This is a genomic window from Marinobacter sp. S0848L, from assembly GCF_023016065.1.
GTDB lineage: Bacteria > Pseudomonadota > Gammaproteobacteria > Pseudomonadales > Oleiphilaceae > Marinobacter.
The window spans coordinates 611,771-636,828 of sequence record NZ_JALKAQ010000001.1; the positions used below are offsets into that span (position 1 = coordinate 611,771).

Here is a 25,058-nt window from a genome sequence, read left to right on the forward strand (position 1 = left end):
AACACGATGCCTGATTTCACAAGGAAGACCGCCGGCCACTGGCTGGCAATGCTTGCAAGCGCCAGTCTCTGCGCCAGCGCCAACGCCCATGAGCTGGAAATTCACGGCTCCAACACCGTCGGCGCCACGCTGGCCCCCATGCTGGTGACCGGGCACCTGGAACAAATCGGTAAGGGCGCGGTTAACGCCGAATCCACCGGCGTGGAAAACGAAAAAATCCTGAGCATTGCCAGCGACGATGGCCCTCTGAGCGTGCTGGTGGCGGCCCACGGTTCAAGTACGGGTTTTCGGACACTGGCCAGCGGCCAGGCTGACATCTGGGCATCCTCACGACCGGTGAAACCGGGCGAAGCACAACAGGTCAGCACACAGGCAGACCTGACTGCGCTCGAAAGCGAGCATGTGATCGCCATCGATGGCCTGGCCATACTGGTGCATCCGTCCAACTCCGTCAGCAGCATGAGCATACAGACGCTGGGGCAGATCTTTGCCGGCGAAATCCGCAACTGGTCAGAACTGGGCGGCCCGGACCGTGCCATCAGCCTGTACGCCCGGGACGACCGCTCCGGCACCTGGGACACGTTCAAATCCCTGGTTCTGGGAAAAACCTACACACTGGACAGCAGCGCCCTGCGCTATGAATCCAACGACCAGCTTTCCGACGATGTGTCCCGGGACCCGGGCGGCATCGGCTTCTCCGGGCTGGCCTCGGTGCGCAACAGCAAGCTGCTGGCCATTTCCGACGGCAATGCCCCGGCCCTGAAGCCAAACCAGCTCACCGTGGCCAGCGAAGACTACCCGCTGTCACGCCGGCTGTTTATGTACACCATGGGCAACAAGACCCCGGACTTCGCCCGGGAGCTAATTGAATTCGCCCTGGGCAACGAAGGCCAGGCGCTGGTGGCCGAATCCGGTTTTATTTCCCAGAACCCCATTGCCGTGAAGCCGGAATTCGACAGCTCGGTGCCGGACACCTTCAAGCGCCTGACCGCCGATTACCAGCGCCTGACCGTAAACTTCCGGTTCTCCGAAGGCCGCACCAAGCTGGATAACAAGGCCCAGCGTGACCTGCTGCGGGTGATCGATTACCTGGAACAGCACGGCCGCTCTGCAGATGACCTGTTACTGATCGGCTTTGCCGACGCCCAGAGCCACGAATTGCGGGCCCAGATAATTTCCGAGCTGCGGGCACTGTCGGTTCGCAAGGCACTGTACCAGGCCGGACTGGACCGGGTAGCCTACACTGGTTACGGACAATACATGCCTGTAGGTGGCAGTGGTAACCAGCGCAACGGACGGGTGGAAGTGTGGATCAGGGCCCGGTAAGCGGTCCCGGTGGCTGGCCTTAGACCAAGGTCGGCTGCCGCACTTCGGCAATCACCTACCATCAGCCAGCGCAAACGGATGGTTGCGTTTCCTATACTGCCATTGTCACCACCAACCAACAGACCGGGACAATGGACATCAAAAACGACCACCACTTTGCGATCAACCTGAACGTCCGGGGCATTCAGCCTTCAGCCACCCTCCGCATCAACGAGCAAAGCAACCAGCTGCGCGCGGAAGGCAAAGACATCATTAAACTGGGTTTGGGGCAGTCCCCGTTTCCGGTTCCCGAGCGGGTCGTACAGGCCCTCAAAGACCACGCACACGAGAAAGACTACCTGCCGGTCAAAGGCCTTAAAGGACTGCGAGAGGCGATTTCCGGGTACATCAACCGCAGCGAGCGCATGCGCTCCACTTGGGAAGATGTGCTCATTGGCCCAGGTTCAAAAGAACTGCTGTTTATCCTGCAGCTGGCCTACTACGGCGACCTGCTGATTCCGCGACCGAGCTGGGTATCTTATGCGCCGCAGGCTCGCATCATCGGCCGTTCTGTTCATTGGTTGCCGACACACGCCGAGAACAATTGGCAGCTGACCGCCGAAGAGCTGGACATCATCTGCCGGGATGACCCGTCACGCCCGCGCATCCTGATTCTGAACTACCCCTCCAATCCGACCGGTTGCACCTACACCGATGACCAGTTGCTGGCCATCGCCAACGTAGCGCGCAAGTACAATCTGATCTTGCTGTCGGATGAAATCTACGGCGAAGTGCACTTCGAAGGCCGCCACAAGTCCATTGCCCGGTACTACCCGGAAGGCACCATCGTCAGCACGGGTATGAGTAAATGGCTGGGTGCCGGTGGCTGGCGTTTGGGCACATTCATCTTTCCGCCCGAACTGCGCCCGCTGCAAGACGCCATGGCGATCATTGCCAGCGAAACCTTCACCTCAACGGCTGCGCCGATTCAATATGCCGCCATCACCGCCTTCAACGGCGGTGACGACATCAACAACTATCTGAACGACTCCCGACGGGTACTGAAAGTGGTCGGTGAATACGTTCACCGCCGCCTGACCGACATGGGCGCCGTCGTGCGCAAACCGGAAGGTGCGTTTTACGTCTTCCCCGAGTTCTCGAACTTCAGCGAACGCTTGGCGAACCGCGACATTAAAACCTCGCAGGCGTTCTGTTCGGCCTTGCTGGAACAGACCGGCGTCGCCATCCTTCCGGCCAGTGACTTCGGTTTCGTACCGGATCACATGGGGGCTCGTCTGGCGTTTGTCGATTTTGACGGCGCACAGGCGCTGACGCTCGCCGCTGGCGACTACGCCGATCAGGAACTGGCGGACGACTTTGTCCATCAGGCATGCCCACGCATCGTGCTGGCCATGGACAACATGGAGAAGTGGCTGAACAGTTTGTAGTACCCCGGCGTGTTAGACTGGCACCCTCACTTAATCATCACGGGGGTGCCATGTCTGATTCTCTGTCTCTTCGCGACATAACCGATTTCGCCGAAGCGCTGGCCAAAGACGCCGGAGAGCTGGTCCGCCGCGAACGGGAAGAAAGCACCCTCCGCACCGATTACAAAGACCAGACCGAACTGGTCACCCACGCCGACGTTCTGGCCGACGAGTTCATCACCAACGCTATTCGCAAGCGCTTCCCCGAACACCGCATCTTGTCGGAAGAAACCATGCCGGACCTGACTCAGGCCGAGCATCTGGATACCCCGCTGTGGATCATCGACCCCATCGACGGCACCGTGAACTATGCTTACGGGCACCCGCAGGTGGCGGTTTCCATTGCTTACGCTGAACGCGGGCAGGTGCAAGTGGGCGTGGTGCATGCGCCCTTCCCCGGTGAAACCTTCCGGGCCACCAAAGGCGAAGGCGCGACGTTAAACGGGCAGGCAATTCAGCACAGCGGCGCCACCTCACCCAGACAGTCGCTGTTCGCCACCGGTTTTCCGTACACCAAAGACCATCTGGAACCTCTGATCAAACGGTTGGATGCCATGATTCACCAGTGTCGCGATCTGCGCCGCATCGGCTCTGCCGCGCTAGATATCTGCTGGGTGGCCTGTGGCCGGCTGGATATTTACTACGAAAACGTCAGCCCGTGGGATTTTGCGGCGGCGCGCCTGATCGCCTGGGAAGCGGGCGCAACGGTGGGCCATTTCGGTGAGGTACCCGCCGGCTACCCGGCCGACCTCTGGGGCCGGGACATTCTCATCTCGGCACCCGAGGTGTGGGAGCCGGTGCGCGCCATTCTGCGGACCGCCTCCGGCTACGAGTAATCCGGGGCGACTTAGCCCCAGACTGCTTCAGACACCAGCGCCCAGGCTTCATCGAAGTCTGCGCTTGGCAAGCGAGAGAAAGACGAACGCACAAAGCGTTGAATGCGCCCTTCCAGAAACACCATCACAAAGTCGGCGCCACGAGCCGCACTGGTGCGAGGGCGCAAGCCCTGCCGGATTTCGCCTTCTTTCAACGATTGGCGCAGCTGGGTTTCCAGGCGTTCATAAAACTGGGATGCCCGCTTGCGAAGGGATTCGTCTTCGCCCATCAACGCATCGCCCGTGAGCACACAGCACAGGCCCGGGTTGCGCTCGGAGAACACCAGTACCAGATGCACGATCTGCTGCAGGCGCACCCGCACATCGTCCTGCTCTTGCAGGACCACCTGACAGCGGGAAAACACCGCGTCTTCCGCGAATTCGATCAAGGCTTCGAACATCTTCCGCTTGCTGGGAAAATGCCGATACAAAGCCGCTTCGGTCACACCCACCGACTTGGCGAGGCCGGCGGTGGTAATGCGGGCCCCCGGGTCTTTTTGCAGCAATTCAACAAGAGCCTGCAGGATCGTCTCCCGCCGGCTGGGTTTTGGCTTGGTCATATAGGGATTACAGCGCTCTGGAATTCTGTTTTTAATTTTATACGCCCTCTCCTCGAACGGGAGAGGGTCATGAAAGACACGGTTTAGAAGAAAGTACCGTCAATCGGAGACGAAGCACTGGCGTAGAGTTTCTTTGGCATACGGCCAGCCAGATACGCCTCGCGGCCGGATTCGATGGCCAAACGCATGGCGTTTGCCATTCTGATCGGATCTTTGGCCTGAGCAATGGCGGTGTTCATCAACACGCCGTCACAACCCAGCTCCATCGCGATGGTGGCATCCGAAGCCGTGCCGACACCGGCATCAACCAGTACCGGTACTTTGGCATTTTCCACAATCAAACGAATGTTGTAACGGTTCTGAATACCCAGGCCGGAACCAATCGGCGCACCCAGCGGCATGATGGCAATACAGCCCATCTCTTCCAGACGCATCGCCAGCAACGGGTCGTCCGAGCAGTACACCATCACCTTGAAGCCGTCTTTGATCAGCTCTTCGGCGGCCGCCAGCGTTTCCGGCATGTTCGGGTACAGGGTTTTGTGCTCACCCAGCACTTCCAGTTTGACCAGATCGCGGCCGTCGAGCAGTTCACGGGCCAGTTTGCAGGTGCGCACGGCGTCTTTCGCGGTGTAGCAACCGGCGGTGTTGGGCAGAATGGTGTAGCTGTCCGGTGAAATCACATCCAACAGGTTCGGCTCGTCCGGGTTCTGCCCAAGATTGGTACGACGCACGGCCACCGTCACAATCTCTGCCCCACTGGTTTCAATGGCGTGGCCAGTTTCCATCAGATCGTTGTATTTTCCGGTCCCCACCAACAAGCGGGACTGGTATACCTTGCCTGCAATTTCCAGAGGCTTATCTTCGGGAAGCTGGATTTCCGGTGTATCTATCATAACCTACCTGAATTGTATGAAAAAAGAGGGGCGTTCACGGTTCGTGAACCTGGCGGGAGCCGACCACATTGGAGGTGGAATCAACCACCACCAATGGCATGCACAAGCTCTACCCGATCGTTTTCAGTGAGGGCAAATTCCGCATGCTTGCTGCGAGGCACGATGTCCTCGTTCACCTCGACCGCGACCCGTTTGCCGGTCAGCGCAAGGTGCTCAATCAAAGCCGAAATGGTCACTCCGTTCGGGAGTTCCATAACTTCTCCATTAACCTGAACCTGCATAGCTCTGCTTTTCTCCATCATCGTTTCAACGCTGCTGCCGCCAGCAGCGCCCAACCAATCATCAGGCAGACCCCACCCATCGGGGTGACCGGCCCAAGCCAATGAACACCGGTCAGCACCAACAGATACAGGCTGCCGCTAAACAGAAAAATACCTGCCAACCAGAAACCACAGGCAATGGTCAGCAAGCGGTGATTCAGGCGTAGTGCGGGCATCATACTCGCCACCACCAACGCCAAGGCGTGGTACATCTGATAACTGACGGCGGTCTGGAAAACTTCCAACCCCCGTTCGCTGACAATATGACGCAGGCCATGAGCACCAAAGGCGCCGGCCATCACCGCCAACAAGCCAGCAAAGGCACCGGCTATCAAGGCCCAGCGCAACACAATGGTTTTGGGGCTAACTGCAATCACAGTGAACTTTCTCCCCGCTATTGAGGTTCATCAGCGTCAGGGCACCGCCCCACACACAGCCGGTATCCAGCCCAATAAAACGGTCACTACCGGTATCGCCTTCAATGGCGGCCCAGTGGCCGAAAACAACCCGCACGTCATCTTGGCGGGGGTAACTGAACCAGGGCGCGTACCCTTCCGGCGCGCTGTCGGCCGATTCTTTCGCCGTTAGCTCAAGGCTACCGTCGGGCGCAATAAAACGCATACGGGTGAAATAGTTAGTAATCACTCGCCAACGGTCCATACCTGTGAGGGTATCACACCAGCGCTCGGGCTTATTGCCATACATTTGGCTGAAGTACTCGCCGGCATCGCTGCCCTGAATCACAGCCTCTACTTCGCGAGCGCAGGCCACCGCCTGATCGACATTCCATATATGGGGCAATCCCGCGTGGGTCATCACCAGATTGCGATCCGCATCGTGTACACACAATTTCTGCTGGCGAAGCCAGTGCAGCAAGCGGTCACAATCCGGTGCTTCAAGAATGTCGTGCAACGTGTCTTTCTTCTTCGGGCTATGGCCACCCAAGGCCACCGCCAACAGGTGCAGGTCGTGGTTGCCCAGCACCACCTTGGTGGCATCGCCCAAACCTTCGAGATAGCGCAAGGTAGCCAGCGAGGACGGCCCCCGATTGATCAAATCACCGGCTACCCACAGCCGGTCCCGCGAGGGCGAGAAATCGACCGTGGCCAACACATCCCGCAATCGCTCGTAACAACCCTGAATATCGCCAATGGCGTAGTCAGTCATTACTTACCTCTTCTGAATTGCCGTTCGACGATTTCGAATCCGCCAGCAGGTCAGCAATACGCACGTAATCGGCCAGGCTCAGGTTCTCTGGGCGCAAGCCATCGTTGATATCCAGCGACTGCAGTTGCTCTACCGTTACCATCGCCCCCAGCGCCTTACGCAGGGTTTTTCGACGAGCATTGAACGCCGTGCGCACGACCGATTGAAGGGTTTTCAAATCCTTGGCGGGGTACGGTAATTCTTTGTGGGGCACCAACCTAACAATGGCGGAATCCACCTTCGGGGCTGGCCGAAACGCACCCGGCCCAACTTCGAACAACGGCTGCACTTTGCAGAAATATTGGGCCATGATGCCCAAGCGGCCGTAGTTGTTGTCACCCGGCACCGCCGCCAAGCGCTGCACCACTTCTTTTTGCAGCATGAAGTGCATGTCTTGCACTACACCGGCCTGGGCCAGCAGGTGGAAAATCAGTGGGGTCGAAATGTTGTACGGCAAGTTACCCACAATACGCAGCGGGCGGTCGGTTGCCAGCTGGCTGAAATCAAAGCTGAGCGCATCGGCTTCGTGGATTTTGAAATCCGGGTAGTTGAAAAACTTGGTCCTCAGCACCGGAATCAAATCCCGGTCCAGCTCAACCACTTGCAAGCGTGGGTTGATCGCCAAGATTTCTTCGGTAATCGCTCCCAAACCCGGGCCGATTTCAACGATCACGTCTTCGGGCTTCGGGTTGATCGAGCGGACGATCTTTTCGATCACGCCCGGATCGTGCAAAAAGTTCTGGCCGAAGCGTTTACGGGCCTTGTGGCCATGTTGATTACTCATTAAAGCTCTCCGGCTGTAGCCGCCTGACGGCAGCGGGCCATGTGTTCACCTACGCGAATGGCTGTATGCAGGCTGCCAGCATCGGCCTTGCCGGTGCCAGCCAAGTCCAAAGCGGTGCCGTGGTCTACCGAGGTGCGCACAATCGGCAGCCCCAATGTAATGTTGACCGCACGGCCAAAGCCTTGATACTTCAGCACCGGCAGGCCCTGATCGTGGTACATGGCGAGTACCGCATCGGCATCGTTCAGCCAATGCGGTGTGAATAAGGTGTCTGCCGGCAGCGGGCCGGTCAGCAGTATGTTTTCCTGGCGAAGTTGATCCAACGTGGGCTCAATCACTTCGATTTCTTCCCGGCCCAAATGGCCGCCTTCGCCAGCATGGGGATTCAGCCCGGTGACCAGTATGCGGGGCTGCTCGATGCCGAAGAAGGTTTTCAGATCAGCGTTCAGAATCCGCGTCACTTGCGTCAGACGTTCAGGGGTAATCGCCGCCGATACGTCTTTCAGAGGTAAGTGAGTGGTTACCAAAGCAACCCGGAGTTCTTCCGTGGCCAGCATCATCACCACCCGCTCAACGCCGCATAATTCCTGCAGGAATTCGGTATGGCCACTGAACGCAATACCGGCTTCGTTGATCACGCCTTTGTGGACGGGCGCGGTAACCATGCCATCAAAGTCGCCGCTCAGGCAGCCTTGGGCCGCCAGCGTCAGCGTATCCAGCACGTACTGACTGTTGCCGGTATTCAGTTTGCCCGCTTCGGTAAAGTCACAACCGTCTGCGTGGCAAACGGATAGGTGCCCTGCACCAGTTTCCGGCTGCATGCCCGGCTGCCAGTCGTGCAGTTGCACCGCAAGGCCCAGTTGCCGGGCCCGCTGTTCCATCAGGTTTTTGCCGGCAACCACCACAATGCCTGCAGCTCGGTTTTCACTCGCCAACTGCAAACACAGCTCCGGCCCGATTCCGGCCGGTTCGCCGGCGGTCAGCGCCAGAATGACCGGTTTCGTCATGATGCCTCTTCGCCCTCTTCCTCGCTGCTTTCGTTCATATCAGCGTACTCGCCTTTGAATTCAATAAAGGCTTCGTCGCGAATCTCCCGTAACCAGTTCTGCAGCTCGGTTTCGAACTTACGCATGTAAATCGCCTGACGCGCTTTCGATGCACGGCTCTCTGCCGTCACGTCCTGATTCCGGCGCTCTTCCACCAAAATCAGGTGCCAACCAAACTGGGAACGAACCGGGCCGTACACTTCGCCAATCTGAGCGTCGGTCATGCCCTTCTCGAATTCCGGCACCATCTGGCCGGGGCTGACCCAACCCAGATTACCGCCGTCGGAACCGGATACCGAATCATCGGATTCTTTACGCGCCAGCGCTTCGAAATCAGCGCCGTTTTGCAACTGCTGATACAGGTCGCGAATCTTGCGCTCGGCTTCCGCTTCGGTCACGGCCTCAGACGGGCGGATCAGAATGTGGCGGGCTTTATGCTGTTCGACAAAGGTTTGCTGCTCACCGCCGCGCTTGTCCATCACCATCACCAGATGGAAACCGCTGTTGTTTTCCAGCACTTCGGAAGGCTCACCCTCTTCCAGATTCGGAACCACCGGCGCAACCAGCGAAGGCAGCTGGCTTTCGGCGCGCCAGCCCATGTCGCCACCTTCAAGGGCGTTGCTGGCATCCGATTCGGCAACCGCGACTTCACGGAAATCCCGGCCGTTCAGGATTTGCTCACGCAAACGCTCGGCGGTTTCACGGGCTTCATTGACCGACGCTTCGTTACCGAGATCGTCCACTTGGATAAAGATGTACGCCAAACGGTACTCCGCACCCTGGCTGCCCGACGCTTTCTGGGCCTGCAGGTAGTTTTCCACTTCGCGGTCGGTAATCCGAATGCGGTTACCCACGCGGCTCTGCTGCACACGGCTGGTCAGCATCTCGTTACGAATCTGCTCCCGAGCCTGGCGGTAAGTGACACCTTCTTCCGCCAGCTGTTCTTCGAACTGGGCCAGCGTCAAACCGTTGCTGGCGGCTATGTTGCTCAGGGTTTCGTTCAGCTCGTTATCGCTGATCCGCATGCCCATTTTGTCGGCCATTTGCAGCTGAACCGATTCCACAATCAACTGCTCAAGCACGCGCTCTTCCAACATCTTGCGAGGTGGCAATCCAGTGCCTTGGGTGCTCAAACGGCCAATGATGGTGTTCAACCGTGCTTCCAGCTCGGTTTGCAGAATCACACTGTCATCGACAATGGCTACCACACGATCCAATACTTTTCGTTCCGCTTGGGCTGCCACTGACAAAGCCATCATGGTCAGTGCCATCAGCAGAGTCAGTCCGTGGCGTACAGTCGCCTTCATAGTCACCTCTTGGTTTTTAAATTCTCAGCCGCCCCGGCGTGCGTCAGGGTTAACAGCCTTAGTTCGTTTTAACGGTATGTAGTTCCAAAACGGCGGCGTTCGCGCTCGTCATAACCGTAGATCGCATCACCGATGCTGTTAGACGCACCGCCGCTGCCACCAAGCCCTTTCAGCTCAATGCGGAACAGCAAACGGGTATCTAATTGTTCGTCATCGGTCAGGTAGTTCTGATGCACCACCTGGAAGCTCCAGCAGCAGTTGTTATATTCGAGACCCGCCAGCGACCCCACCGTGCGGTCGAGCTCTGAGTCCCACACCCAGCGGCCAATAGCGCTGAGTTTATTGGTTACCGGGAATACCGTGCCAATATCGGTCTGTTCAAGTTCATCCGGGCGGCTGTAGGTGTGGCCCAGCGTAGCCAAGTAGCGGTAATCCTCGGAATGGAAGATCAGCTGGCTACGCCCCTCTTCGGTTTTCTGGGTGTCGTGGTCCCACAGCCCCGAGGTGCGAATTTCCAGATTATCCAGCGGGTTCAGGACCAGCTCGCCCGCCAGCGGTGAATTGGCACGGTCTGATGCCCCTTCACCAAACAAATTCACATCCCGGTCATCAAAGTAGCGGATCTGGCCGATACTGATCCGTGCACGCTCGGCACCGGTGATCAGATCGTTGAACCGGCTGGTCAGGGCCACCGTGAGTTGGTTCGCATCGCCTACCCGGTCGCCGCCGTTAAAGCGGTTACGCTCGAACAGCTGGTCAAAGCGGAAGCTTTTCACATCGGTGTCAAAATCCGGGATCTCGTTCTGGTCCGCGTCGGCATCGGCCCAAGCGTAGTACAACCGTGGTTCCAGTGTCTGGTTATAAGGAATATCAAACAGGCTGGAGCGGCGGTCAAAATACAACCCGTTATCCCATTCAAACACCGGCACCGTGCGGTCAATGCGGCTGTTACCCAGCGTGTAATCTTCCAACTCGTAGCGGGTGTAATCCAGGCTCACCGAAGGCCGGCTAAAGCCCCACAGCGCCCTCATGGGCAACGCCACTTCCGGAATGGCCCGCAAGCGATGGCCGTTGGCCTTGTCCAACCCGGTCAGGGTGTTGTTATCGCGGTAAAACCAGGTGTACTGACTTTCGACTCCCGCCTGAAACGAACCCACATCCACCGCGCCAGCGTAAAGCACTTCCGGCAGCTGAGCATACGGCTTGTTAACGTCGGCAATGCGCTCAGCCACGGTTTGGTAATCGTTCAAATAGGCATCGAAATACTGGTACTGGTCGGAGTAGCTGACCCCGCCACGGCGCTGCAGATGCGTGGTTTGGTCAATTTCCAGCGAGCGGTTCAAATCGCTCAGGTAATCTTCATCCGACACCACGGAGAAATCACCGTAGCCTCGCCAACCGCCACCGAAATTGGCACGGGTGGAGAAATCCAGTGCCCAGCGTTCACCGTCGGCACCCGCGACTTCGTCTTGGTAAGCCGAGTCATCATTGATATACCCCAGCTGCAACACCGATTCGCCATACTGACTCAGGTAACGCCCTTCCGCTTCGGTGAACAAACCGCGGCCATGAATATACTGGGGCGTAAGCGTGGCATCGTAATGGGGTGCCAGGTTCAGGTAATAAGGCAGTGCAAAGAAAGCACCGCTGCCGGCACTTGAAGACCCGAACTGCGGGTACAGAAACCCGGACTTACGGCGGTCGTCAATGGGGAATGTAATGTAAGGCCAATAGAACACGGGCGCATCCAGCACTTCCAAGCGCACGTGCCTGGCCGAGCCAAAGCCTTCGGCCTGATCCAGCTCGATGTCAGAAGCGACGATAGCCCAATCATTCTGACCCGGGCCACAAGTGGTGAGCAGCCCATCGGTGATCACCACCTGATTCTCACCCACCCGCGACAACGACGATGCCTCGCCACGAAGCTCGGACTGGTGCAGCAGGAAGGTCGCCGTGTTGATGTCCAGCTGGCCGGAATCGGCCGAGTAATGGGCGTTCTCACCGGTCAGCAAAAAGCCCTCGCCGCGGCTGACCATCGGGCCTTGCAAACTCAACTGGCCGGACTGAGTGTTATAGCGGGCTTCCGAACCAGAAGCCTGAAAACCGCCCTGGCGCAGACGCACGTCGCCCTTCAGATACAGCTCGGCATCTACCTCATAGCGGGCATCCAGCGCGCTGGCTTCCAACGGCTGATCGCTTCCTGCCCCGGCAGGAAACACAGGAACCTGTCCACTCGCAGACGTAGACGGCAAATAGCCTCCACCGCAGAACACCGGAACCTGAGCCTGCACTTCCGGGGGCAGCTCGCTTCGGGGGCGCCAATCGATCTCCGCCGCGCTCGGCGCCGGGCGGTTATGCTCTTCCGCAATAGAGGCCACTGGCGCAACAACCATTGCCAGCAAAAGCCCGGTTAAACGGGGCTTAAACCACAACTGCTGACGGTAACGGCTGGGCACGACGGCAGGCTTCCTGTTTCAGATGAATGGTGGCTGTTTTCGAGAACAGCTGCCTAGTTTACACGCGCCCCCCGAGCTTGTTAACGGAAACACCGCTGCAAATCCGTTTTACGCTCTTTATACTCCTCTGCTAACGTTGCTACACAACAGAACAACTCAGGAATTACCATAAAATCATGGATACCCGTCTGCAGCAGCTGACCGATTGGGTCAGGCAATTTCCCGGTTTTGACAGCGCCAGCCCGGAACCCGTTTCCGGTGATGCCAGCTTCCGCCGTTACTTCCGGGTATGGCGGGAAACCTCCGGGCAAGCGCGCACGCCGTTCATCGTGATGGACGCGCCGCCCGAACACGAAAACTGCGAGCCCTTCGTTGCCATTGCCAAACACTGGCACCAGCACGGCATCCACGTGCCCGACATCGCCGGCGAAGACCTCAGCCAAGGCTTTTTATTGCTGGAAGACTTCGGCGACAACCTGATGCTGGGCGCAACCACCGCAGACAATGCCGACACCTACTACCAGCAAGCGCTGGATGAACTGGTACGTATCGCCCAGCAAACGGCACCCGCGAATTACTCGTTGCCGCACTACGACGACGCCATGCTCGACCGGGAAATGGCGCTCTTCCCGGACTGGCTGCTGGAACAGCACCTCGGCCTGAACCTCAGCAATCAGGAACGGGCGCTGCTGGACACCACCTTCAGCCTGTTAAAAGAAAGCGCCCTGACCGAACCGGAAGTGACCGTGCACCGGGACTACCATTCCCGCAACCTGCTGATCCGCGACGGCCAAAGCGCCCCCGGCGTGATCGATTTTCAGGATGCCGTGATCGGCCCCGTCACTTACGATGCCGTCTCGCTATTGAAAGACTGCTACGTGCGCTGGCCGGAAGAGAAGATTGCACAATGGCTGGAACACTACCGCGTGGCCAGCCTGAATGCCGGCCTGCACAACGCCGACCCGGAAACCTTCCGCCAGTGGTTCGAGCTGATGGGCATGCAACGCCACCTGAAAGCCGCCGGTATATTTGCCCGGCTGGCGATTCGCGATGGCAAAACCCGTTATCTGGGCGATATTCCCCGCACCGTCAGCTACATCCGCGATGCTAGTTCCCGCCAGCCAGCCTTCCGACACTTCCATGAATGGCTGTGCTGCACGGTCATCCCCGCGATTGAAAACACAATTGGCCCGGTGCCTATCCCGGAGAAACACTCGTCGTGAAAGCCATGATCCTGGCCGCCGGCAAAGGCGAACGTATGCGCCCACTCACGCTGACAACCCCGAAGCCCCTGCTTCGCGCCGGCGGCCGGCCGTTGATCGTGCACCACTTGAACAACCTGAAGCAGGCCGGATTTCAGCACGTGGTGATTAACCACGCCTGGCTGGGTGAGCAAATCGAACAACAGCTCGGCAGCGGCCAGCAATTCGGATTGAATCTGCACTACTCCCCCGAAGGCGAACCACTGGAAACCGCCGGCGGCATCGTGCGCGCGCTGCCCCTGCTTGCTGCTCATGACGACGACTGGTTTCTGGTGATCAACGGCGACATCTGGAGCGACTTTCCACTCGACCAATTGCAGCCACCGGCCGACCCGAACTGCGATGCCATGCTGGTGCTCACCGACAACCCCGAACACCATCCGACCGGTGATTTCCAGCTAACGCCGGAGGGCCTGCTATGCTCTGAAGGCGAAACCAAGCTTACGTTTACCGGCATCAGCCTGTTGCGCCGCCGCCTGTTTAACGGGCTCGACGACACCGCCGGCAAACTCGGCCCAGTGCTTCGCGATGCCATGGCACAGCAGCGGGTACGTGGTTTGAAACATTCTGGCCAATGGATTGATGTCGGCACCCCAGCCCGGCTGGAACAACTCAACACCTTGCTGACGGAAAGCGCGCCGCAACCATGACCAACGCCAAAGGGCCGTCTTTGCCGGCAAGCATTGAAACGGTGTTCTCGGACCTGCTCCACGAGTTGTCCAGTTGCGGCCATCAGGCCACCACCCTGATTGAACGTGCCCGCTTGCCGCGCCGCTGCCGAAAGCCCCTGTTTTTCTTTTTGGGCTACATCGCCAAAGCCGATGGCCGGGTGATGGAAGGCGATATCCGCTATGCGGAATTATTGATGAAAGCGCTGCGGCTATCATCGCGCCAGCGCAAAAAGGCCATCGAACAATACCAGCTCGGTAAAGAGGCCGACGGTGTCGCATTCCATCGTGGGCTCTGGAACCGCATCATGGCGAAATTATCCCCCGGCGCCGCCATCAAAATGGCCATGTGCCTGTGCCACGGTGCGCAGATTCTGGGTAAACCCAGCAAAGAACGGCGTTACCGCTGTGAAGACGCCATCGACAACCTTGGCCTGCCCATGGCGGTCAGCGACGACATTTTTGCCAGCTACGCCAGCAAAGTGTGGATTCGCTCCGCCAGCACCGTCGAGAAGCCCAAAAACTACGAACAGGCCTGCGAGATACTGGGCGTTACCCGCCGCGACAATTTTGAAACCATCAAGCGTACCTACCGCAAGCGCCTGTCCACCTGTCACCCGGACAAACTCGCACAGCAAAGCCTGTCTCCGACCGAGCTCGCCGCCGCCAAAGATCAGTTGCTGCGCTACCAACAAGCGTGGGAGTTGATCAAACGCCATAACCGTTAACAAAACCACATCCCTCGCGCTGCGAAAACCGGCGACAAGCTGATAGACTTACAAGCTTTAACAGCTGCCGTAATTCACCTGATCGAGAGTGCGCCGATGAACCCTTTCCTGATTGCTCCGTCTATCCTCTCCGCCGATTTCGCCCGTTTGGGTGAAGAAGTCGATAACGTACTGGCCGCGGGTGCCGACGTGGTGCACTTCGACGTGATGGACAATCACTACGTGCCCAACCTCACCATCGGCCCCATGGTGTGTGAAGCATTGCGCAAGCACGGCGTTACCGCACCCATCGACGTGCACCTGATGGTGTCTCCGGTGGACGAATTGATCCGCATGTTCATCGATGCCGGTGCCAGCTACATTACTTTCCATCCGGAAGCGTCCAGCCATGTTGACCGCTCTCTGCAACTGATCCGTGACGGCGGCTGCAAAGCCGGGCTGGTGTTTAACCCGGCCACGCCACTGAGCTACATGGATTACGTGATGGACAAACTCGACATGGTACTGATGATGTCGGTTAACCCGGGCTTCGGCGGACAGAAGTTCATCCCCGGCACCCTCGACAAACTGCGGGAAGCCCGCAAGCGCATCGACGACAGCAACTACAACATCCGTCTGGAAATCGACGGCGGCGTGAAAGTCGACAACATTCGTGAAATTGCAGAAGCCGGTGCCGACACCTTCGTAGCCGGTTCTGCCATCTTCAACACCCCCGATTACAAAGCCACCATCGACGCCATGCGCGACGAACTGGAACAGGCCCGTAAGGTTATAGGCGGATGAGTTTAAAAGGACTTTTTAACCCCCGGTGGCCTGCTGCCGCCCTGTTTGATCTGGATGGCACACTGGTAGACAGCGCACCCGACCTGGCAGCCGCCGTTGATGACATGCTCACCAAACTGGGCCGAAGCCCGGCCGGGCTTGCCAACGTACGCGACTGGGTAGGCAATGGCGCCAGTATTCTGGTGCGCCGCGCGCTGGCTGGAAAAACCGACTGGGAACCGGCATCGCCAAAAGACGATGCCCTGCACCCGGACGCACTGGCGATTTTCTACCAGAGCTACGCCCAGCTGAACGGCCGCAACGCAGCGGTGTTCAAAGGCGTGCGTGAATGTCTGGATCACCTGAAAGCCAACGGCTGCCGCATGGCCGTGGTCACCAACAAACCCGATCAGTTTGTTGCGCCCTTGCTGGAACAAACCGGACTGGCGCCCTATTTCGAACTGTTCGTAGGCGGTGATACCTTAGCGGTAAAGAAACCGGACCCGGCGCCGTTGCTGCACGCCATGGAAAAACTGGGCAGCACCATCGGCACCACCGTGATGGTAGGAGACTCCGCGGCAGACGTAAACGCGGCCCAGAAAGCGGGCATGCCCTGCGTGGCCGTGCGCTATGGTTACAACTTTGGCGCCTCCATCGACAGCCTTGGCGCCGATGCGGTAGTGGACTCGCTGACCGAGCTTTTATAAACACGCAGACCCGAATTCAGGAAACGACAAAATGACACCTGAGCACTTCTCCAGACTGGCCCAAGACGGCTACAACCGGATACCGGTGTACCGCGAAGTTTTGGCGGATCTGGACACACCTCTGAGCACCTACCTGAAACTGGCCAGTGGCCCGTATTCCTATCTGTTCGAATCCGTTCAGGGTGGTGAGAAGTGGGGCCGCTATTCCATCATCGGCCTGCCCTCTCGAGAAGTGCTGAAAGTCTACGATCACCGCATTGAAGTGAGCCAGAACGGCAAAGTGGTGGAACAGGCCGAAGTGGAAGATCCGCTCGTCTTTGTGGACGAATACCAGAAGCGCTTCAACGCGCCAGACCTGCCGGAGCTACCGCGTTTTAACGGCGGGTTGGTCGGCTACTTCGGGTACGACACTGTACGCTACATCGAAAAGCGCCTGCGCAAGAGCTGCCCGCCGGACAAAATCGGCACCCCGGACATCCTGCTGATGGTATCGAACGAAATCGTGGTGTTCGACAACCTGCGCGGCAAGCTGCACCTGATCGTACACGTAGACCCGGCGGTTGAAGGTGCCTACGCACAGGCCCAGGCCCGCATCGACGAACTGGAAAACCAGCTGCACCGCACCACCGCCGACGCACCTCGCACACCGGAACACCTGCGCGGCAAAGAAGTGGACGAAAGCGACTTTGTCTCTGGCTTTTCGCAGGACAAATTCGAAGCGGCTGTGGATAAAATCAAAGGCTACGTGCTGGACGGCGACGTGATGCAAACGGTCATCTCCCAGCGCATGTCCATCCCGTTTGAAGCGCCCCCACTGAACCTGTACCGCTCGCTGCGGGTGCTTAACCCGTCGCCGTACATGTACTTCCTCGATCTGGACGATTTCCACATTGTCGGTTCATCACCGGAAATTCTGGCGCGGGTCGAAGACGAAGAAGTGACCGTGCGGCCCATCGCCGGCACCCGCAAACGCGGTGCTACCGATGCCGAAGACAACGCACTGGAAAAAGAACTGCTGGCCGACCCGAAAGAAATCGCCGAGCACCTGATGCTGATCGACTTGGGCCGCAACGACGCGGGTCGCGTCTCCGAAACCGGCACCGTGCGCCTGACCGACAAGATGATTGTGGAACGCTATTCCCACGTGATGCACATTGTCTCAAACGTGACCGGCCGTTTGGACAAAGACACCAGCTGCCTGGACGTACTGCGCGCCACCTTACCTGCAGGCACCCTGAGCGGCGCGCCGAAGATCCGCGCAATGGAAATCATTGATGAACTGGAACCGGTAAAACGGGGCGTGTACGGCGGGGCTGTGGGCTACTTGTCGTTCAACGGCAACATGGACACCGCCATCGCGATCCGCACCGCCGTGATCAAAGACAACACCCTGCACATTCAGGCAGGCGCCGGCGTAGTCGCCGACTCCATTCCGCGTTTGGAATGGAAAGAAACCATGAACAAAGGCCGGGCTATCTTCAAGGCCGTCGCCATGACCTACAACGACTACGACCACTAAAACCCGGAACAGAACACCTGCCGATCAGTTCGCTGACGGCAGGTTACCTCCCAACATATTCTCGACCACTGCGGCGTTGTAGAAGGTTTCCACGGTTTGAATCTTTTCGTCCCGAACCCGGAACCAAACCGCCAACCGCACATCGCCAATCTGCTCAAAGTAGGTCTGGTAATCCAGAATCGCATACACATGCTCGCCATCGGCACTGAGCTGACGCAGCACCAGATCCTTCTGAATAGCCACCATGCCAAACTGGTACGACACCATGTCATCCCGGTTCAGAAAACGCATATTCGGGCCGACGTACTCAAAGCCCTCTTCAGCCAGCAGCGTTTTTGCTTTCTCCAGGCGCTGAGCACTTACGTCAGCGATAAATTGCGCCACAATCTCTTTCGGCTGCATGACTCAAACTCCAACAATGATTAACGCGAAACCGGTGCGTTACACACACTTCGAATTCGCTCGGCCGGCACCCACAGCTGCTCGATCAAATACACCTTGAACGACTCATCAAACGGCTGATCGGCCACCGCTTTCTGCATGCACAACATCCAGGCATCGCGGTCTTCTTCACCCACGGGCAAATGCCGGTGCACCATAGGTATGTTGATGCTACCGAAGTGTTCCGCATACAACCTTGGCCCACCTAACCAGCCCGACAAAAAGTAAGCCAATTTGGTGCGGGACTCGGTTAAATCCGGCCGGTGCATTGCCAGAATTTTCCGCGCCTCTGGCAGCGTTTCCATGTAATCGTAAAACGCGTTCACCAACCGGGTAATGCCTTCCAGCTCTCCGGCGGCGCGGTAGGATGTATCCCCATCGCCGTATTTAGGTACTGCTGTGCTCATTTTGCTCTAACTCTAGTGTAAGAAGCCTATGAAAGCACTCTACTACAGTTCCGACAGGCTTATACACTCGGGCCATTAAACCTGCTATTGAGTCGGCATCAAGGTGATTTCACGAACATCGCACCTTGGGTCGGCCGCCATCGCGTACACAACTGCATCGGCCACATCGCTGGGGTCCAGCTTATCCGGCTTGGCTTCATCGAAAAACGGCGTATTCACCATGCCCGGGCAGATGGTGGTGCACCGGCCATTCCACTCCCTCATCTCAGCCGCCAGGTTCTGGCCGAAGCCGTAAGCAAACCACTTAGACGCACCATACACAGAGCCTTTCAGTGTGATCTTGCCGGCCACGGAACTGGTAATAATGAAGTGCCCTTGAGTTTCTTTTAAGGAGGGCAAACTGGCTTTGGCCGTATACAACAGCGCATTGATGTTCACATCCAACATGGTTTTCCACTCATCGGGATCGCCGTTTTCAATGCCGGGAGAGTTCACGCCGGTACCGGCATTCGCGAACACCACATCGATTCGGCCAAACGCTTCTTTGGCCTTTTCCACCACATGAGCAATTTCGTCCAGCTTGGAGACATCGGCCGTTACCGCCACGACCTTATCGTCACCCCACTTTTTAACCATTTCATTGAGCTTATCGGTGCTTCTCGCCGTAATAACAACTTTATGCCCCGCTTCGATCACCTTCTCAACGGTGGCAGCACCAATACCACTGGACGCGCCAGTGATCAGAACGATTTTTTCATCTTTCATTGCTGTTACTCCTGATTGAGGCCAAGCTCTTTTAGAACTGCGACATTTCACTCTACTCGCGTGAGACGATGACAACCAGCTACCTCGAACAAACCACGTTTGCGTTTCTCGATATTGAAACCACCGGCGGAAACTCTTCCCACGATCGGATTACGGAAATAGGAATCCGCTTCTGGCGCGCCGGAGAGGTTGTGGATGAGTGGCAAACATTACTGAACCCCGGCATGCGCATCTCGCCGTTTATCGAGCAACTGACGGGCATCTCCAACGCCATGGTCGCCGATGCACCGACGTTTGAAGCCATCGCAGATACGCTCGAAGAGAAACTACGGGATACCGTGTTCGTTGCCCACAACGCGCGCTTCGATTACGGCTTCATCAAATCGGAATACCGCCGGCTCGGGCGGCTGTTTTCGGCGCGGGTACTGTGCACCGTAAAGCTATCCCGGCGCCTGTATCCCGAATTTCGTCGGCACAACATGGATTCGCTGATCGAACGCCATGGCCTGGCCCAGGTACAACGGCACCGGGCCATGGGCGATGTGGCCGCCATGCTCGAGTTTTTCACCCGCGCCCGCGCTGACAAAGGCGATGATCAAATGGAAGCTGCCATCGCCACCCTGCTGCAAAAGCCAAGCATTCCCTCACACCTGCCGCCAGACACCCTGACCGATTTGCCAAGAGGCCCGGGTGTTTACCGGTTTTATGGCGAAAACGACGTGCTCTTGTATGTGGGCAAAAGCACCAACATTGCCCAGCGCGTGGCCTCGCATTTTTCCGGTGATCACAACACCAGCAAAGGGGTGCGTATTTCCGAAAGCCTGCGCCGCATCGACTACACCGAAACCGCCGGCGAGCTCGGTGCCCTGCTGCTGGAGCTGCGGCAAATCAAAACCCTTAGCCCGCTGTTCAACCGGCGGTCCCGCGCAGCAAAGAATCTGGTGAGTATTGAACTGGCACCGAACGCGTCCGGTTACCTGCAGGCGCGGTTGGTTCGGGAAATCGAACCGCATCGCCTTGCCAGTTACTTCGGCCTGTTTCGCAGCAAGCGCGATGCCGAGCGAGCGCTGACCGGCATTGCCGCCAAAAACGAACTGTGCAACCAGCTGCTTGGCCTGGAACCCGAGCGTGAAGGCCCCTGCTTTCAGCGCACGTTGGGCCGCTGCAAAGGCGCCTGTGAAGGGATAGAAGACGTAACCCGGTACAATCTTCGAGTGCAGATTGCGTTTCACCAGCTGCGCTTGAAAACCTGGCCATGGAAAGGCCCGGTCGCGATCGTGGAGCATCGAAATGATGGGGCGCAGCCTGACATTCTGGTGATCTACAACTGGATTCACGTGACCACAGTGCACGACGAACAAGAGCTCGATGATCTGTCGCTGTCTGGCCAGTCAGTAACCTTCGACCTGGACTCCTACAAATTACTGGTCAAAGCTCTGATGGGCCCTGCCGACAAAAGCCGTTCCCTGATCGAACTACCAGCCGTGGGTGCGCCGGATGTGCTTATGCCGTGATGGTCGCTCTCAGGCTTTGGGCTGAAACTCTGAAGCCAGCATTGAGTAAATCGCCTGATCGAGATACCGACCGTTCACATACTCCCGCTCCCGAAACACCCCTTCAAGTTCAAATCCCAAACGCTCGGGAATGGCTCGGCTTCGGGTGTTGCCAGTGGCGCAGGCAATCTCGATTCGGTTCAAGCCGTACTCCCGAAAGCCTTGCTCAACCAGCGCATGCACCGCACGCACCATGATGCCTTTGCCCCCATAAGACGCACCCAACCAATAGCCAAGACTGCCGCTGCGATTAGACAGATCAAACGGGTGAAAGCCACACACGCCACAAAGAGCTGACTCAGAGAAAATGGCGTACTGCGGGCCTTGGCCGGATTGATATTGGTTGATGGCGAATTGAAGGAAGGATTCAGTGTCTGCCGGGGACTTGGTTGCATCGACCCAAGGCAACCACTCTCGCAGGTGCTCGCGGTTGGTGTTTATGAGGCTGAATAGCTCATCTTTGTGGCTTAGGTTGAGCAATTTCAGTTCGGTGGAATCGGCTAAGAGCAATTCGTTCTCCTATTACGCATTAAACGTGCCCATAGATGCGTGCAAACGGATCCCGGCCGGCATCGCTCTGCCACTCGTATTCGGCCAGCGTAGCGATACTGTTCGCCATTTCCTGCCCAAGCATTTTCTGAATCAGCGCCAAGGTCATGTCGATGCCAGCCGATACACCTGAAGACGTAAAAAACCGACCATCTTCAACCCAGCGCGCTTCCTTTACCCAGTGAACCCGCTCGCCTTGAGCAGTGGCCCAATCAAACGCTTTCTTGTTGGTGGTGGCCCTCACACCGTCCAGTATTCCGGCCTTGGCCAGCAGGGCGCTGCCGGTGCACACAGAGGTTAGGTATTCCGACGTTTGGGCGTGATCCCGAATCCACTGCAGCAATACATCGTTCGACACTTCAGCCCGCGTTCCTATGCCACCTGGCACCAAAACAATGTCGAAGCTCTTAGCATCGCAAAATGCCAGATCAGCGACGGACCTTGGCCCCTGGGCGCTGGCAACCTCACCGCCGTGTTCTGAAACCAACTGAATCTCAAAATGCTCCGGTGCCTGGCCATACATCTCGAGTGGGCCAAACACATCGAGAAGTTCGAAGCCGGGGAAGAGAAGAACACCTACTGATCGTTTGTTTTTCATTGGGCCTATCCTTGTGACCAAGTGCTTTGTTCAGCGGAGGGACAAACGCCCGCCGCTGAATACTATGTCAGGCGGCGGCCTCCTTCGGATTCGCGCCATACTGGTTTTGCCCCGGCTTGCTGTCCAAAACCATAAACACCAACAGCACAAGTGCGCCGATAACCGGCACAAGCACAATCCAAAACCACCAGCCACTGCGCCCCGTATCATGAAGCCGTCGAACGGTAACCGCTAATCCCGGGATTAGAACGGCGAGCGAGTAGATACCACCCAGCAACCCTAATCCTGCTGCTTCGTTATAGCTCCCCGTGAATCCGTCGATTACACCAAGCACAAGGCTGATGATGATATTGAACAAGATGAAGAACCAATATTCCTTTCGTCTCGCCCGGCCGCTGAATACTGCGTATTTCTTTAATACTTCCAGATACCAGTTCATTTAAAGTCCTTTTAAGCCCCGAATTTAATTGGGCCCGTCGGCAAAGGGGCGTGCTGCCAACGGGTCGTTACTGCACAGAAAGAGAGCTAAACCCCCCACCAATTCCAGATCTTGCCGATACCGCGCCAGATGCCGCCGAGAATTGACGGAAACAGTTTCGGGAGCAGCAGAGCCAACACGGCAAAGACGATAATACAGGTGACGAGGTAACGACTACTGAGAAAACCATCCCAATACACGGCCAGTTCCAGGTTTACCCAGAGCCAAACGAATGCTGCCGTTGGGATAGAGAAGAACAACGATGCGAAGAGACTGATCAACCTTGATTCTATCGGCCCGCCTTGGTTGCGATTATTCGCCATGATTTTTGAACATTCCTTGTTTATTTCGTCTTAGATTTTCTGCGATAACAACCTACAACGATTTCATCGAACAACATGGATGCTTTGGCGACGAATTCAGGGAGTTCTGAACGCACAGTTCGATATGTGCCCCCAACCCGGGCAAAATCAGCAAGGGCGCACTCCAGAAATCAGCTTTGCCGATCAGGATTTTTTGCTGTTGGCTCGGCTAATGAGCGCCGCCTGCGGCATCAGCATTGAGCGGCTTGTTAGCAGATTCCGCTTGTAGGCGCTCAACCAGCCACACCTTGATGATTGATTGGCGGGTAACGCCGATACGCGCGGCCTCACGATCCAACGACTCTACGACCCAAGCAGGAAAGTCCACGTTAATTCGCTTTTGCTCAAGGTTGGTACGACGGGCCGTGGATAGATCAAGGTCTTCGACAATATCTTCCTGACCTCCGTCGAATTTTTTATCGAAATCTTTAGCTTTCATAGAGCTCAACCTCCTTCTTGCGGGAACGCCTGACTGAAATCAGCCGAATACGAGCTTCCCTGTAAGTGACGACAGCCGACCAATGCTTTTCGCAAATTTTGCCTATCAGCACGAACCTTGGCTCACCTTCTGATTTTGTACGTATTTCCAGCAGATACGGGTCTTTCCATAGCTCTTGAGCAGCCACGAAATCCATACCGTGCTTATCAAGGTTGGCCTGACTTTTAGCTTCGTCGAACTCAAATTCATCCATGAGTATAAATTATTCCTTTTTTACTCAACTCGCAAGATCTGGAGCGTGTGGCTCAACGCCTAAATCAGGTGCGCAGTAGGCGAACTGGAACTATTTGTTAAATTGGCCGATGTCGAAAAGGTAGCTTGAGATCGTTTCTGCATTTTGCGCATATCGATCAATTGTAGACTCAAGATATTCGCTCCCAAGCTTCGGATGAAGTCGCTGGGCCAAATCAGTCATTGCATCTTTGAAACTATCGAAATCTATCGATTGACCGGCTTGCTGAAAGCACCTGTGAAGTGCTTTGTGAAAGCGCTCTTCATCCATTGGGTGCGTGGTGTGCCAAGTATCGACCCTCATCCACGGTTCTAGGCAATCTTGTATTTCAGGAATATTCACCACAACCTCCTTTCAGAATTTAACGCCAGCAGCATGCAGGCCCACGAAATGGAGCCGAAGGCGCAATGTAGTGGGTGTCGCCGTGCCTGCGTTGGTTATGTGACAAGCCGTCCAGCAGCCGCCACCTCAAAATATTCGGTCTCCCGCTCTTATGCCCACCCGAGCGTATATGCAACCCCGAAACCCGCCAGAAAAAGGGTGGAGGCAAGCGGGAGCGAGGACAGAAAAATCTTGAAATGCAGTACAGCCATTTGATCCAACGGCATATTGACCCCAGCCAAGTCGATCTTTGAGAGATTGCCCTCAGACCGCTTCAAATCTTCGAGGTTCTTATTTACCAAGTCTAACTTTTTTGATAGCTCCGATATCGCCTGATTATCAAGCTCATTCATAGTTACATCCCACTGTCTATTCAATAAAGTGCGACGCTACTTTTACCATAGTCGCGTGCCTGGCCTCGTTAAATTCAAGATTTGAAGACCTTCCCATAGTAGATCTCCAGCTCATCATTAATTTCTCCGAGCCTTGAGTCGATATGAGCGATTGCTCTGTATGCTTCCTCTGCGCCTTTCATTTCGCCAATCTCCTTCGCAAGCTCACCTTTTCTGCTCAGCAAATCCAGATAATGCACCCTCAGAGATAGGAGTGAATTAAGACGCCCAATATCGTTGGATTGCTTAGCTGAGTTTGCTGACCGACGAGCATAAATCGCGGACAAGACTGCAATGAGGACAGAGGTGATCGTAATTCCTGATCCAATTGAAATCTCGATGCCTTTCTCCTCAAATTTAACGCCGAAGCACAGCGGCGACCTTGGAGTGGCGACGAAGGAGCCACGGAAAGGGCGTCCGGTGTAAACATCCCCTAAAATCGGTGCATGCGTAATTAGAGTTCTCCGGCCTACAATGAGGCAAACGGAGAACGACATGAAGAAATCACGGTACAGC

General features: G+C 56.8%; 32 protein-coding genes. 11 read left to right on the forward strand and 21 right to left on the reverse strand.

Going from position 1 to position 25,058, the window contains the following annotated elements; all coding sequences use genetic code 11:
* The first annotated feature begins 6 nt into the window (after positions 1 to 6).
* From MWU64_RS02915 to MWU64_RS02925, 3 genes are all read left to right on the forward strand, one after another.
* Positions 7 to 1,326, forward strand: coding sequence for a substrate-binding domain-containing protein (locus tag MWU64_RS02915; RefSeq protein WP_247060626.1), 1,320 nt, complete (start codon positions 7 to 9; stop codon positions 1,324 to 1,326).
* A gap of 131 nt (positions 1,327 to 1,457) precedes the next feature.
* Positions 1,458 to 2,753 carry an aminotransferase class I/II-fold pyridoxal phosphate-dependent enzyme gene (locus MWU64_RS02920; protein ID WP_247060628.1) on the forward strand — a complete coding sequence of 432 codons (1,296 nt, stop codon included), beginning with the start codon at positions 1,458 to 1,460 and terminating at the stop codon, positions 2,751 to 2,753.
* A 50-nt stretch (positions 2,754 to 2,803) separates the two neighbouring features.
* On the forward strand, positions 2,804 to 3,628 hold the full coding sequence (locus MWU64_RS02925) for an inositol monophosphatase family protein (protein ID WP_247060630.1): 825 nt from the start codon (positions 2,804 to 2,806) through the stop codon (positions 3,626 to 3,628).
* Between the two features lie 11 nt (positions 3,629 to 3,639).
* On the opposite strand, the gene slmA is transcribed toward MWU64_RS02925, so the two are convergent.
* The 9 genes from slmA to MWU64_RS02970 all read right to left on the reverse strand — a co-directional run bounded on the left by slmA (position 3,640) and on the right by MWU64_RS02970 (position 12,176).
* Positions 3,640 to 4,227 (reverse strand): nucleoid occlusion factor SlmA, encoded by a 588-nt coding sequence (gene slmA / locus MWU64_RS02930; RefSeq protein ID WP_247060639.1) that lies wholly within the window; start codon positions 4,225 to 4,227, stop codon positions 3,640 to 3,642.
* An 83-nt stretch (positions 4,228 to 4,310) separates the two neighbouring features.
* Positions 4,311 to 5,120 carry a thiazole synthase gene (locus MWU64_RS02935; RefSeq protein ID WP_247060641.1) on the reverse strand — a complete coding sequence of 270 codons (810 nt, stop codon included), beginning with the start codon at positions 5,118 to 5,120 and terminating at the stop codon, positions 4,311 to 4,313.
* Positions 5,121 to 5,200: 80 nt separating this feature from the next.
* A complete protein-coding gene (gene thiS, locus MWU64_RS02940) occupies positions 5,201 to 5,401 on the reverse strand; it encodes a sulfur carrier protein ThiS (protein ID WP_247060643.1) in 201 nt (66 codons plus the stop codon).
* A 17-nt stretch (positions 5,402 to 5,418) separates the two neighbouring features.
* Positions 5,419 to 5,739, reverse strand: coding sequence for a DUF423 domain-containing protein (locus MWU64_RS02945; protein WP_247060784.1), 321 nt, complete (start codon positions 5,737 to 5,739; stop codon positions 5,419 to 5,421).
* Positions 5,740 to 5,803: 64 nt separating this feature from the next.
* A complete protein-coding gene (locus tag MWU64_RS02950) occupies positions 5,804 to 6,607 on the reverse strand; it encodes a symmetrical bis(5'-nucleosyl)-tetraphosphatase (protein WP_247060645.1) in 804 nt (267 codons plus the stop codon).
* Positions 6,600 to 7,430 (reverse strand): 16S rRNA (adenine(1518)-N(6)/adenine(1519)-N(6))-dimethyltransferase RsmA, encoded by an 831-nt coding sequence (rsmA, locus tag MWU64_RS02955; RefSeq protein WP_247060647.1) that lies wholly within the window; start codon positions 7,428 to 7,430, stop codon positions 6,600 to 6,602. Before rsmA ends, MWU64_RS02950 begins: the two co-directional genes overlap by 8 nt.
* Positions 7,430 to 8,437, reverse strand: a complete 1,008-nt coding sequence (gene pdxA / locus MWU64_RS02960; RefSeq protein WP_247060649.1) for a 4-hydroxythreonine-4-phosphate dehydrogenase PdxA — start codon at positions 8,435 to 8,437, stop codon at positions 7,430 to 7,432. Before pdxA ends, rsmA begins: the two co-directional genes overlap by 1 nt.
* Positions 8,434 to 9,783 carry a peptidylprolyl isomerase gene (locus tag MWU64_RS02965; protein WP_247060650.1) on the reverse strand — a complete coding sequence of 450 codons (1,350 nt, stop codon included), beginning with the start codon at positions 9,781 to 9,783 and terminating at the stop codon, positions 8,434 to 8,436. The genes pdxA and MWU64_RS02965 overlap by 4 nt, the downstream gene beginning before the upstream one ends.
* A 68-nt stretch (positions 9,784 to 9,851) precedes the next feature.
* Complete coding sequence (locus MWU64_RS02970) at positions 9,852 to 12,176, reverse strand: LPS-assembly protein LptD (protein WP_247060786.1); 2,325 nt, start codon at positions 12,174 to 12,176, stop codon at positions 9,852 to 9,854.
* Between the two features lie 239 nt (positions 12,177 to 12,415).
* On the opposite strand from MWU64_RS02970, the gene MWU64_RS02975 reads away from it, so the two are divergent.
* From MWU64_RS02975 to trpE, 6 genes are all read left to right on the forward strand, one after another.
* Positions 12,416 to 13,462 (forward strand): phosphotransferase, encoded by a 1,047-nt coding sequence (locus tag MWU64_RS02975; RefSeq protein ID WP_247060652.1) that lies wholly within the window; start codon positions 12,416 to 12,418, stop codon positions 13,460 to 13,462.
* Positions 13,459 to 14,151: an N-acetylmuramate alpha-1-phosphate uridylyltransferase MurU gene (murU, locus tag MWU64_RS02980; RefSeq protein WP_247060654.1), complete on the forward strand. Its 693-nt coding sequence runs from the start codon at positions 13,459 to 13,461 to the stop codon at positions 14,149 to 14,151. The genes MWU64_RS02975 and murU overlap by 4 nt, the downstream gene beginning before the upstream one ends.
* The gene (locus tag MWU64_RS02985; RefSeq protein WP_247060656.1) at positions 14,148 to 14,897 is read left to right on the forward strand and encodes a molecular chaperone DjlA; all 750 of its coding nucleotides are present in this window, start codon (positions 14,148 to 14,150) and stop codon (positions 14,895 to 14,897) included. Before murU ends, MWU64_RS02985 begins: the two co-directional genes overlap by 4 nt.
* 96 nt (positions 14,898 to 14,993) lie before the next feature.
* Positions 14,994 to 15,680: a ribulose-phosphate 3-epimerase gene (rpe, locus tag MWU64_RS02990; protein WP_247060658.1), complete on the forward strand. Its 687-nt coding sequence runs from the start codon at positions 14,994 to 14,996 to the stop codon at positions 15,678 to 15,680.
* Complete coding sequence (locus MWU64_RS02995) at positions 15,677 to 16,366, forward strand: phosphoglycolate phosphatase (RefSeq protein WP_247060661.1); 690 nt, start codon at positions 15,677 to 15,679, stop codon at positions 16,364 to 16,366. The genes rpe and MWU64_RS02995 overlap by 4 nt, the downstream gene beginning before the upstream one ends.
* 31 nt (positions 16,367 to 16,397) lie before the next feature.
* The gene (gene trpE / locus MWU64_RS03000; protein ID WP_247060663.1) at positions 16,398 to 17,885 is read left to right on the forward strand and encodes an anthranilate synthase component I; all 1,488 of its coding nucleotides are present in this window, start codon (positions 16,398 to 16,400) and stop codon (positions 17,883 to 17,885) included.
* A gap of 24 nt (positions 17,886 to 17,909) precedes the next feature.
* Here the strand turns inward: trpE and MWU64_RS03005 are convergent, their stop codons facing one another.
* From MWU64_RS03005 to MWU64_RS03015, 3 genes are all read right to left on the reverse strand, one after another.
* Complete coding sequence (locus MWU64_RS03005; RefSeq protein WP_247060665.1) at positions 17,910 to 18,287, reverse strand: nuclear transport factor 2 family protein; 378 nt, start codon at positions 18,285 to 18,287, stop codon at positions 17,910 to 17,912.
* 20 nt (positions 18,288 to 18,307) lie between these two features.
* Positions 18,308 to 18,733 carry a group II truncated hemoglobin gene (locus MWU64_RS03010; protein ID WP_247060667.1) on the reverse strand — a complete coding sequence of 142 codons (426 nt, stop codon included), beginning with the start codon at positions 18,731 to 18,733 and terminating at the stop codon, positions 18,308 to 18,310.
* An 84-nt stretch (positions 18,734 to 18,817) separates the two neighbouring features.
* On the reverse strand, positions 18,818 to 19,498 hold the full coding sequence (locus tag MWU64_RS03015) for an SDR family oxidoreductase (protein WP_247060678.1): 681 nt from the start codon (positions 19,496 to 19,498) through the stop codon (positions 18,818 to 18,820).
* Between the two features lie 68 nt (positions 19,499 to 19,566).
* Between MWU64_RS03015 and MWU64_RS03020 the strand changes: the two genes are divergently transcribed.
* Positions 19,567 to 21,012 carry an exonuclease domain-containing protein gene (locus MWU64_RS03020; protein WP_247060679.1) on the forward strand — a complete coding sequence of 482 codons (1,446 nt, stop codon included), beginning with the start codon at positions 19,567 to 19,569 and terminating at the stop codon, positions 21,010 to 21,012.
* Between the two features lie 9 nt (positions 21,013 to 21,021).
* Here the strand turns inward: MWU64_RS03020 and MWU64_RS03025 are convergent, their stop codons facing one another.
* From MWU64_RS03025 to MWU64_RS03040, 4 genes are all read right to left on the reverse strand, one after another.
* Positions 21,022 to 21,561 (reverse strand): GNAT family protein, encoded by a 540-nt coding sequence (locus MWU64_RS03025; protein WP_247060681.1) that lies wholly within the window; start codon positions 21,559 to 21,561, stop codon positions 21,022 to 21,024.
* 19 nt (positions 21,562 to 21,580) lie between these two features.
* On the reverse strand, positions 21,581 to 22,198 hold the full coding sequence (locus MWU64_RS03030; protein WP_247060683.1) for a DJ-1/PfpI family protein: 618 nt from the start codon (positions 22,196 to 22,198) through the stop codon (positions 21,581 to 21,583).
* Positions 22,199 to 22,265: 67 nt separating this feature from the next.
* On the reverse strand, positions 22,266 to 22,637 hold the full coding sequence (locus tag MWU64_RS03035) for a DUF805 domain-containing protein (RefSeq protein ID WP_199005859.1): 372 nt from the start codon (positions 22,635 to 22,637) through the stop codon (positions 22,266 to 22,268).
* An 86-nt stretch (positions 22,638 to 22,723) separates the two neighbouring features.
* Positions 22,724 to 22,999 (reverse strand): hypothetical protein, encoded by a 276-nt coding sequence (locus tag MWU64_RS03040; protein WP_247060685.1) that lies wholly within the window; start codon positions 22,997 to 22,999, stop codon positions 22,724 to 22,726.
* 5 nt (positions 23,000 to 23,004) lie between these two features.
* On the opposite strand from MWU64_RS03040, the gene MWU64_RS03045 reads away from it, so the two are divergent.
* Positions 23,005 to 23,109, forward strand: a complete 105-nt coding sequence (locus MWU64_RS03045) for a type II toxin-antitoxin system CcdA family antitoxin (protein WP_247060687.1) — start codon at positions 23,005 to 23,007, stop codon at positions 23,107 to 23,109.
* Positions 23,110 to 23,207: 98 nt separating this feature from the next.
* Here the strand turns inward: MWU64_RS03045 and MWU64_RS03050 are convergent, their stop codons facing one another.
* The 5 genes from MWU64_RS03050 to MWU64_RS03070 all read right to left on the reverse strand — a co-directional run.
* Positions 23,208 to 23,477: a CopG family transcriptional regulator gene (locus MWU64_RS03050; protein ID WP_247060689.1), complete on the reverse strand. Its 270-nt coding sequence runs from the start codon at positions 23,475 to 23,477 to the stop codon at positions 23,208 to 23,210.
* Complete coding sequence (locus MWU64_RS03055; protein ID WP_199005855.1) at positions 23,467 to 23,730, reverse strand: BrnT family toxin; 264 nt, start codon at positions 23,728 to 23,730, stop codon at positions 23,467 to 23,469. Before MWU64_RS03055 ends, MWU64_RS03050 begins: the two co-directional genes overlap by 11 nt.
* Positions 23,731 to 23,820: 90 nt before the next feature.
* Positions 23,821 to 24,111 carry a hypothetical protein gene (locus tag MWU64_RS03060; RefSeq protein ID WP_247060692.1) on the reverse strand — a complete coding sequence of 97 codons (291 nt, stop codon included), beginning with the start codon at positions 24,109 to 24,111 and terminating at the stop codon, positions 23,821 to 23,823.
* A 149-nt stretch (positions 24,112 to 24,260) separates the two neighbouring features.
* A complete protein-coding gene (locus tag MWU64_RS03065) occupies positions 24,261 to 24,503 on the reverse strand; it encodes a hypothetical protein (protein ID WP_247060693.1) in 243 nt (80 codons plus the stop codon).
* A 74-nt stretch (positions 24,504 to 24,577) separates the two neighbouring features.
* Positions 24,578 to 25,058, reverse strand: a 481-nt coding sequence (locus MWU64_RS03070; RefSeq protein WP_247060694.1) for a hypothetical protein, incomplete at its 5' end; no start/stop codon positions are given.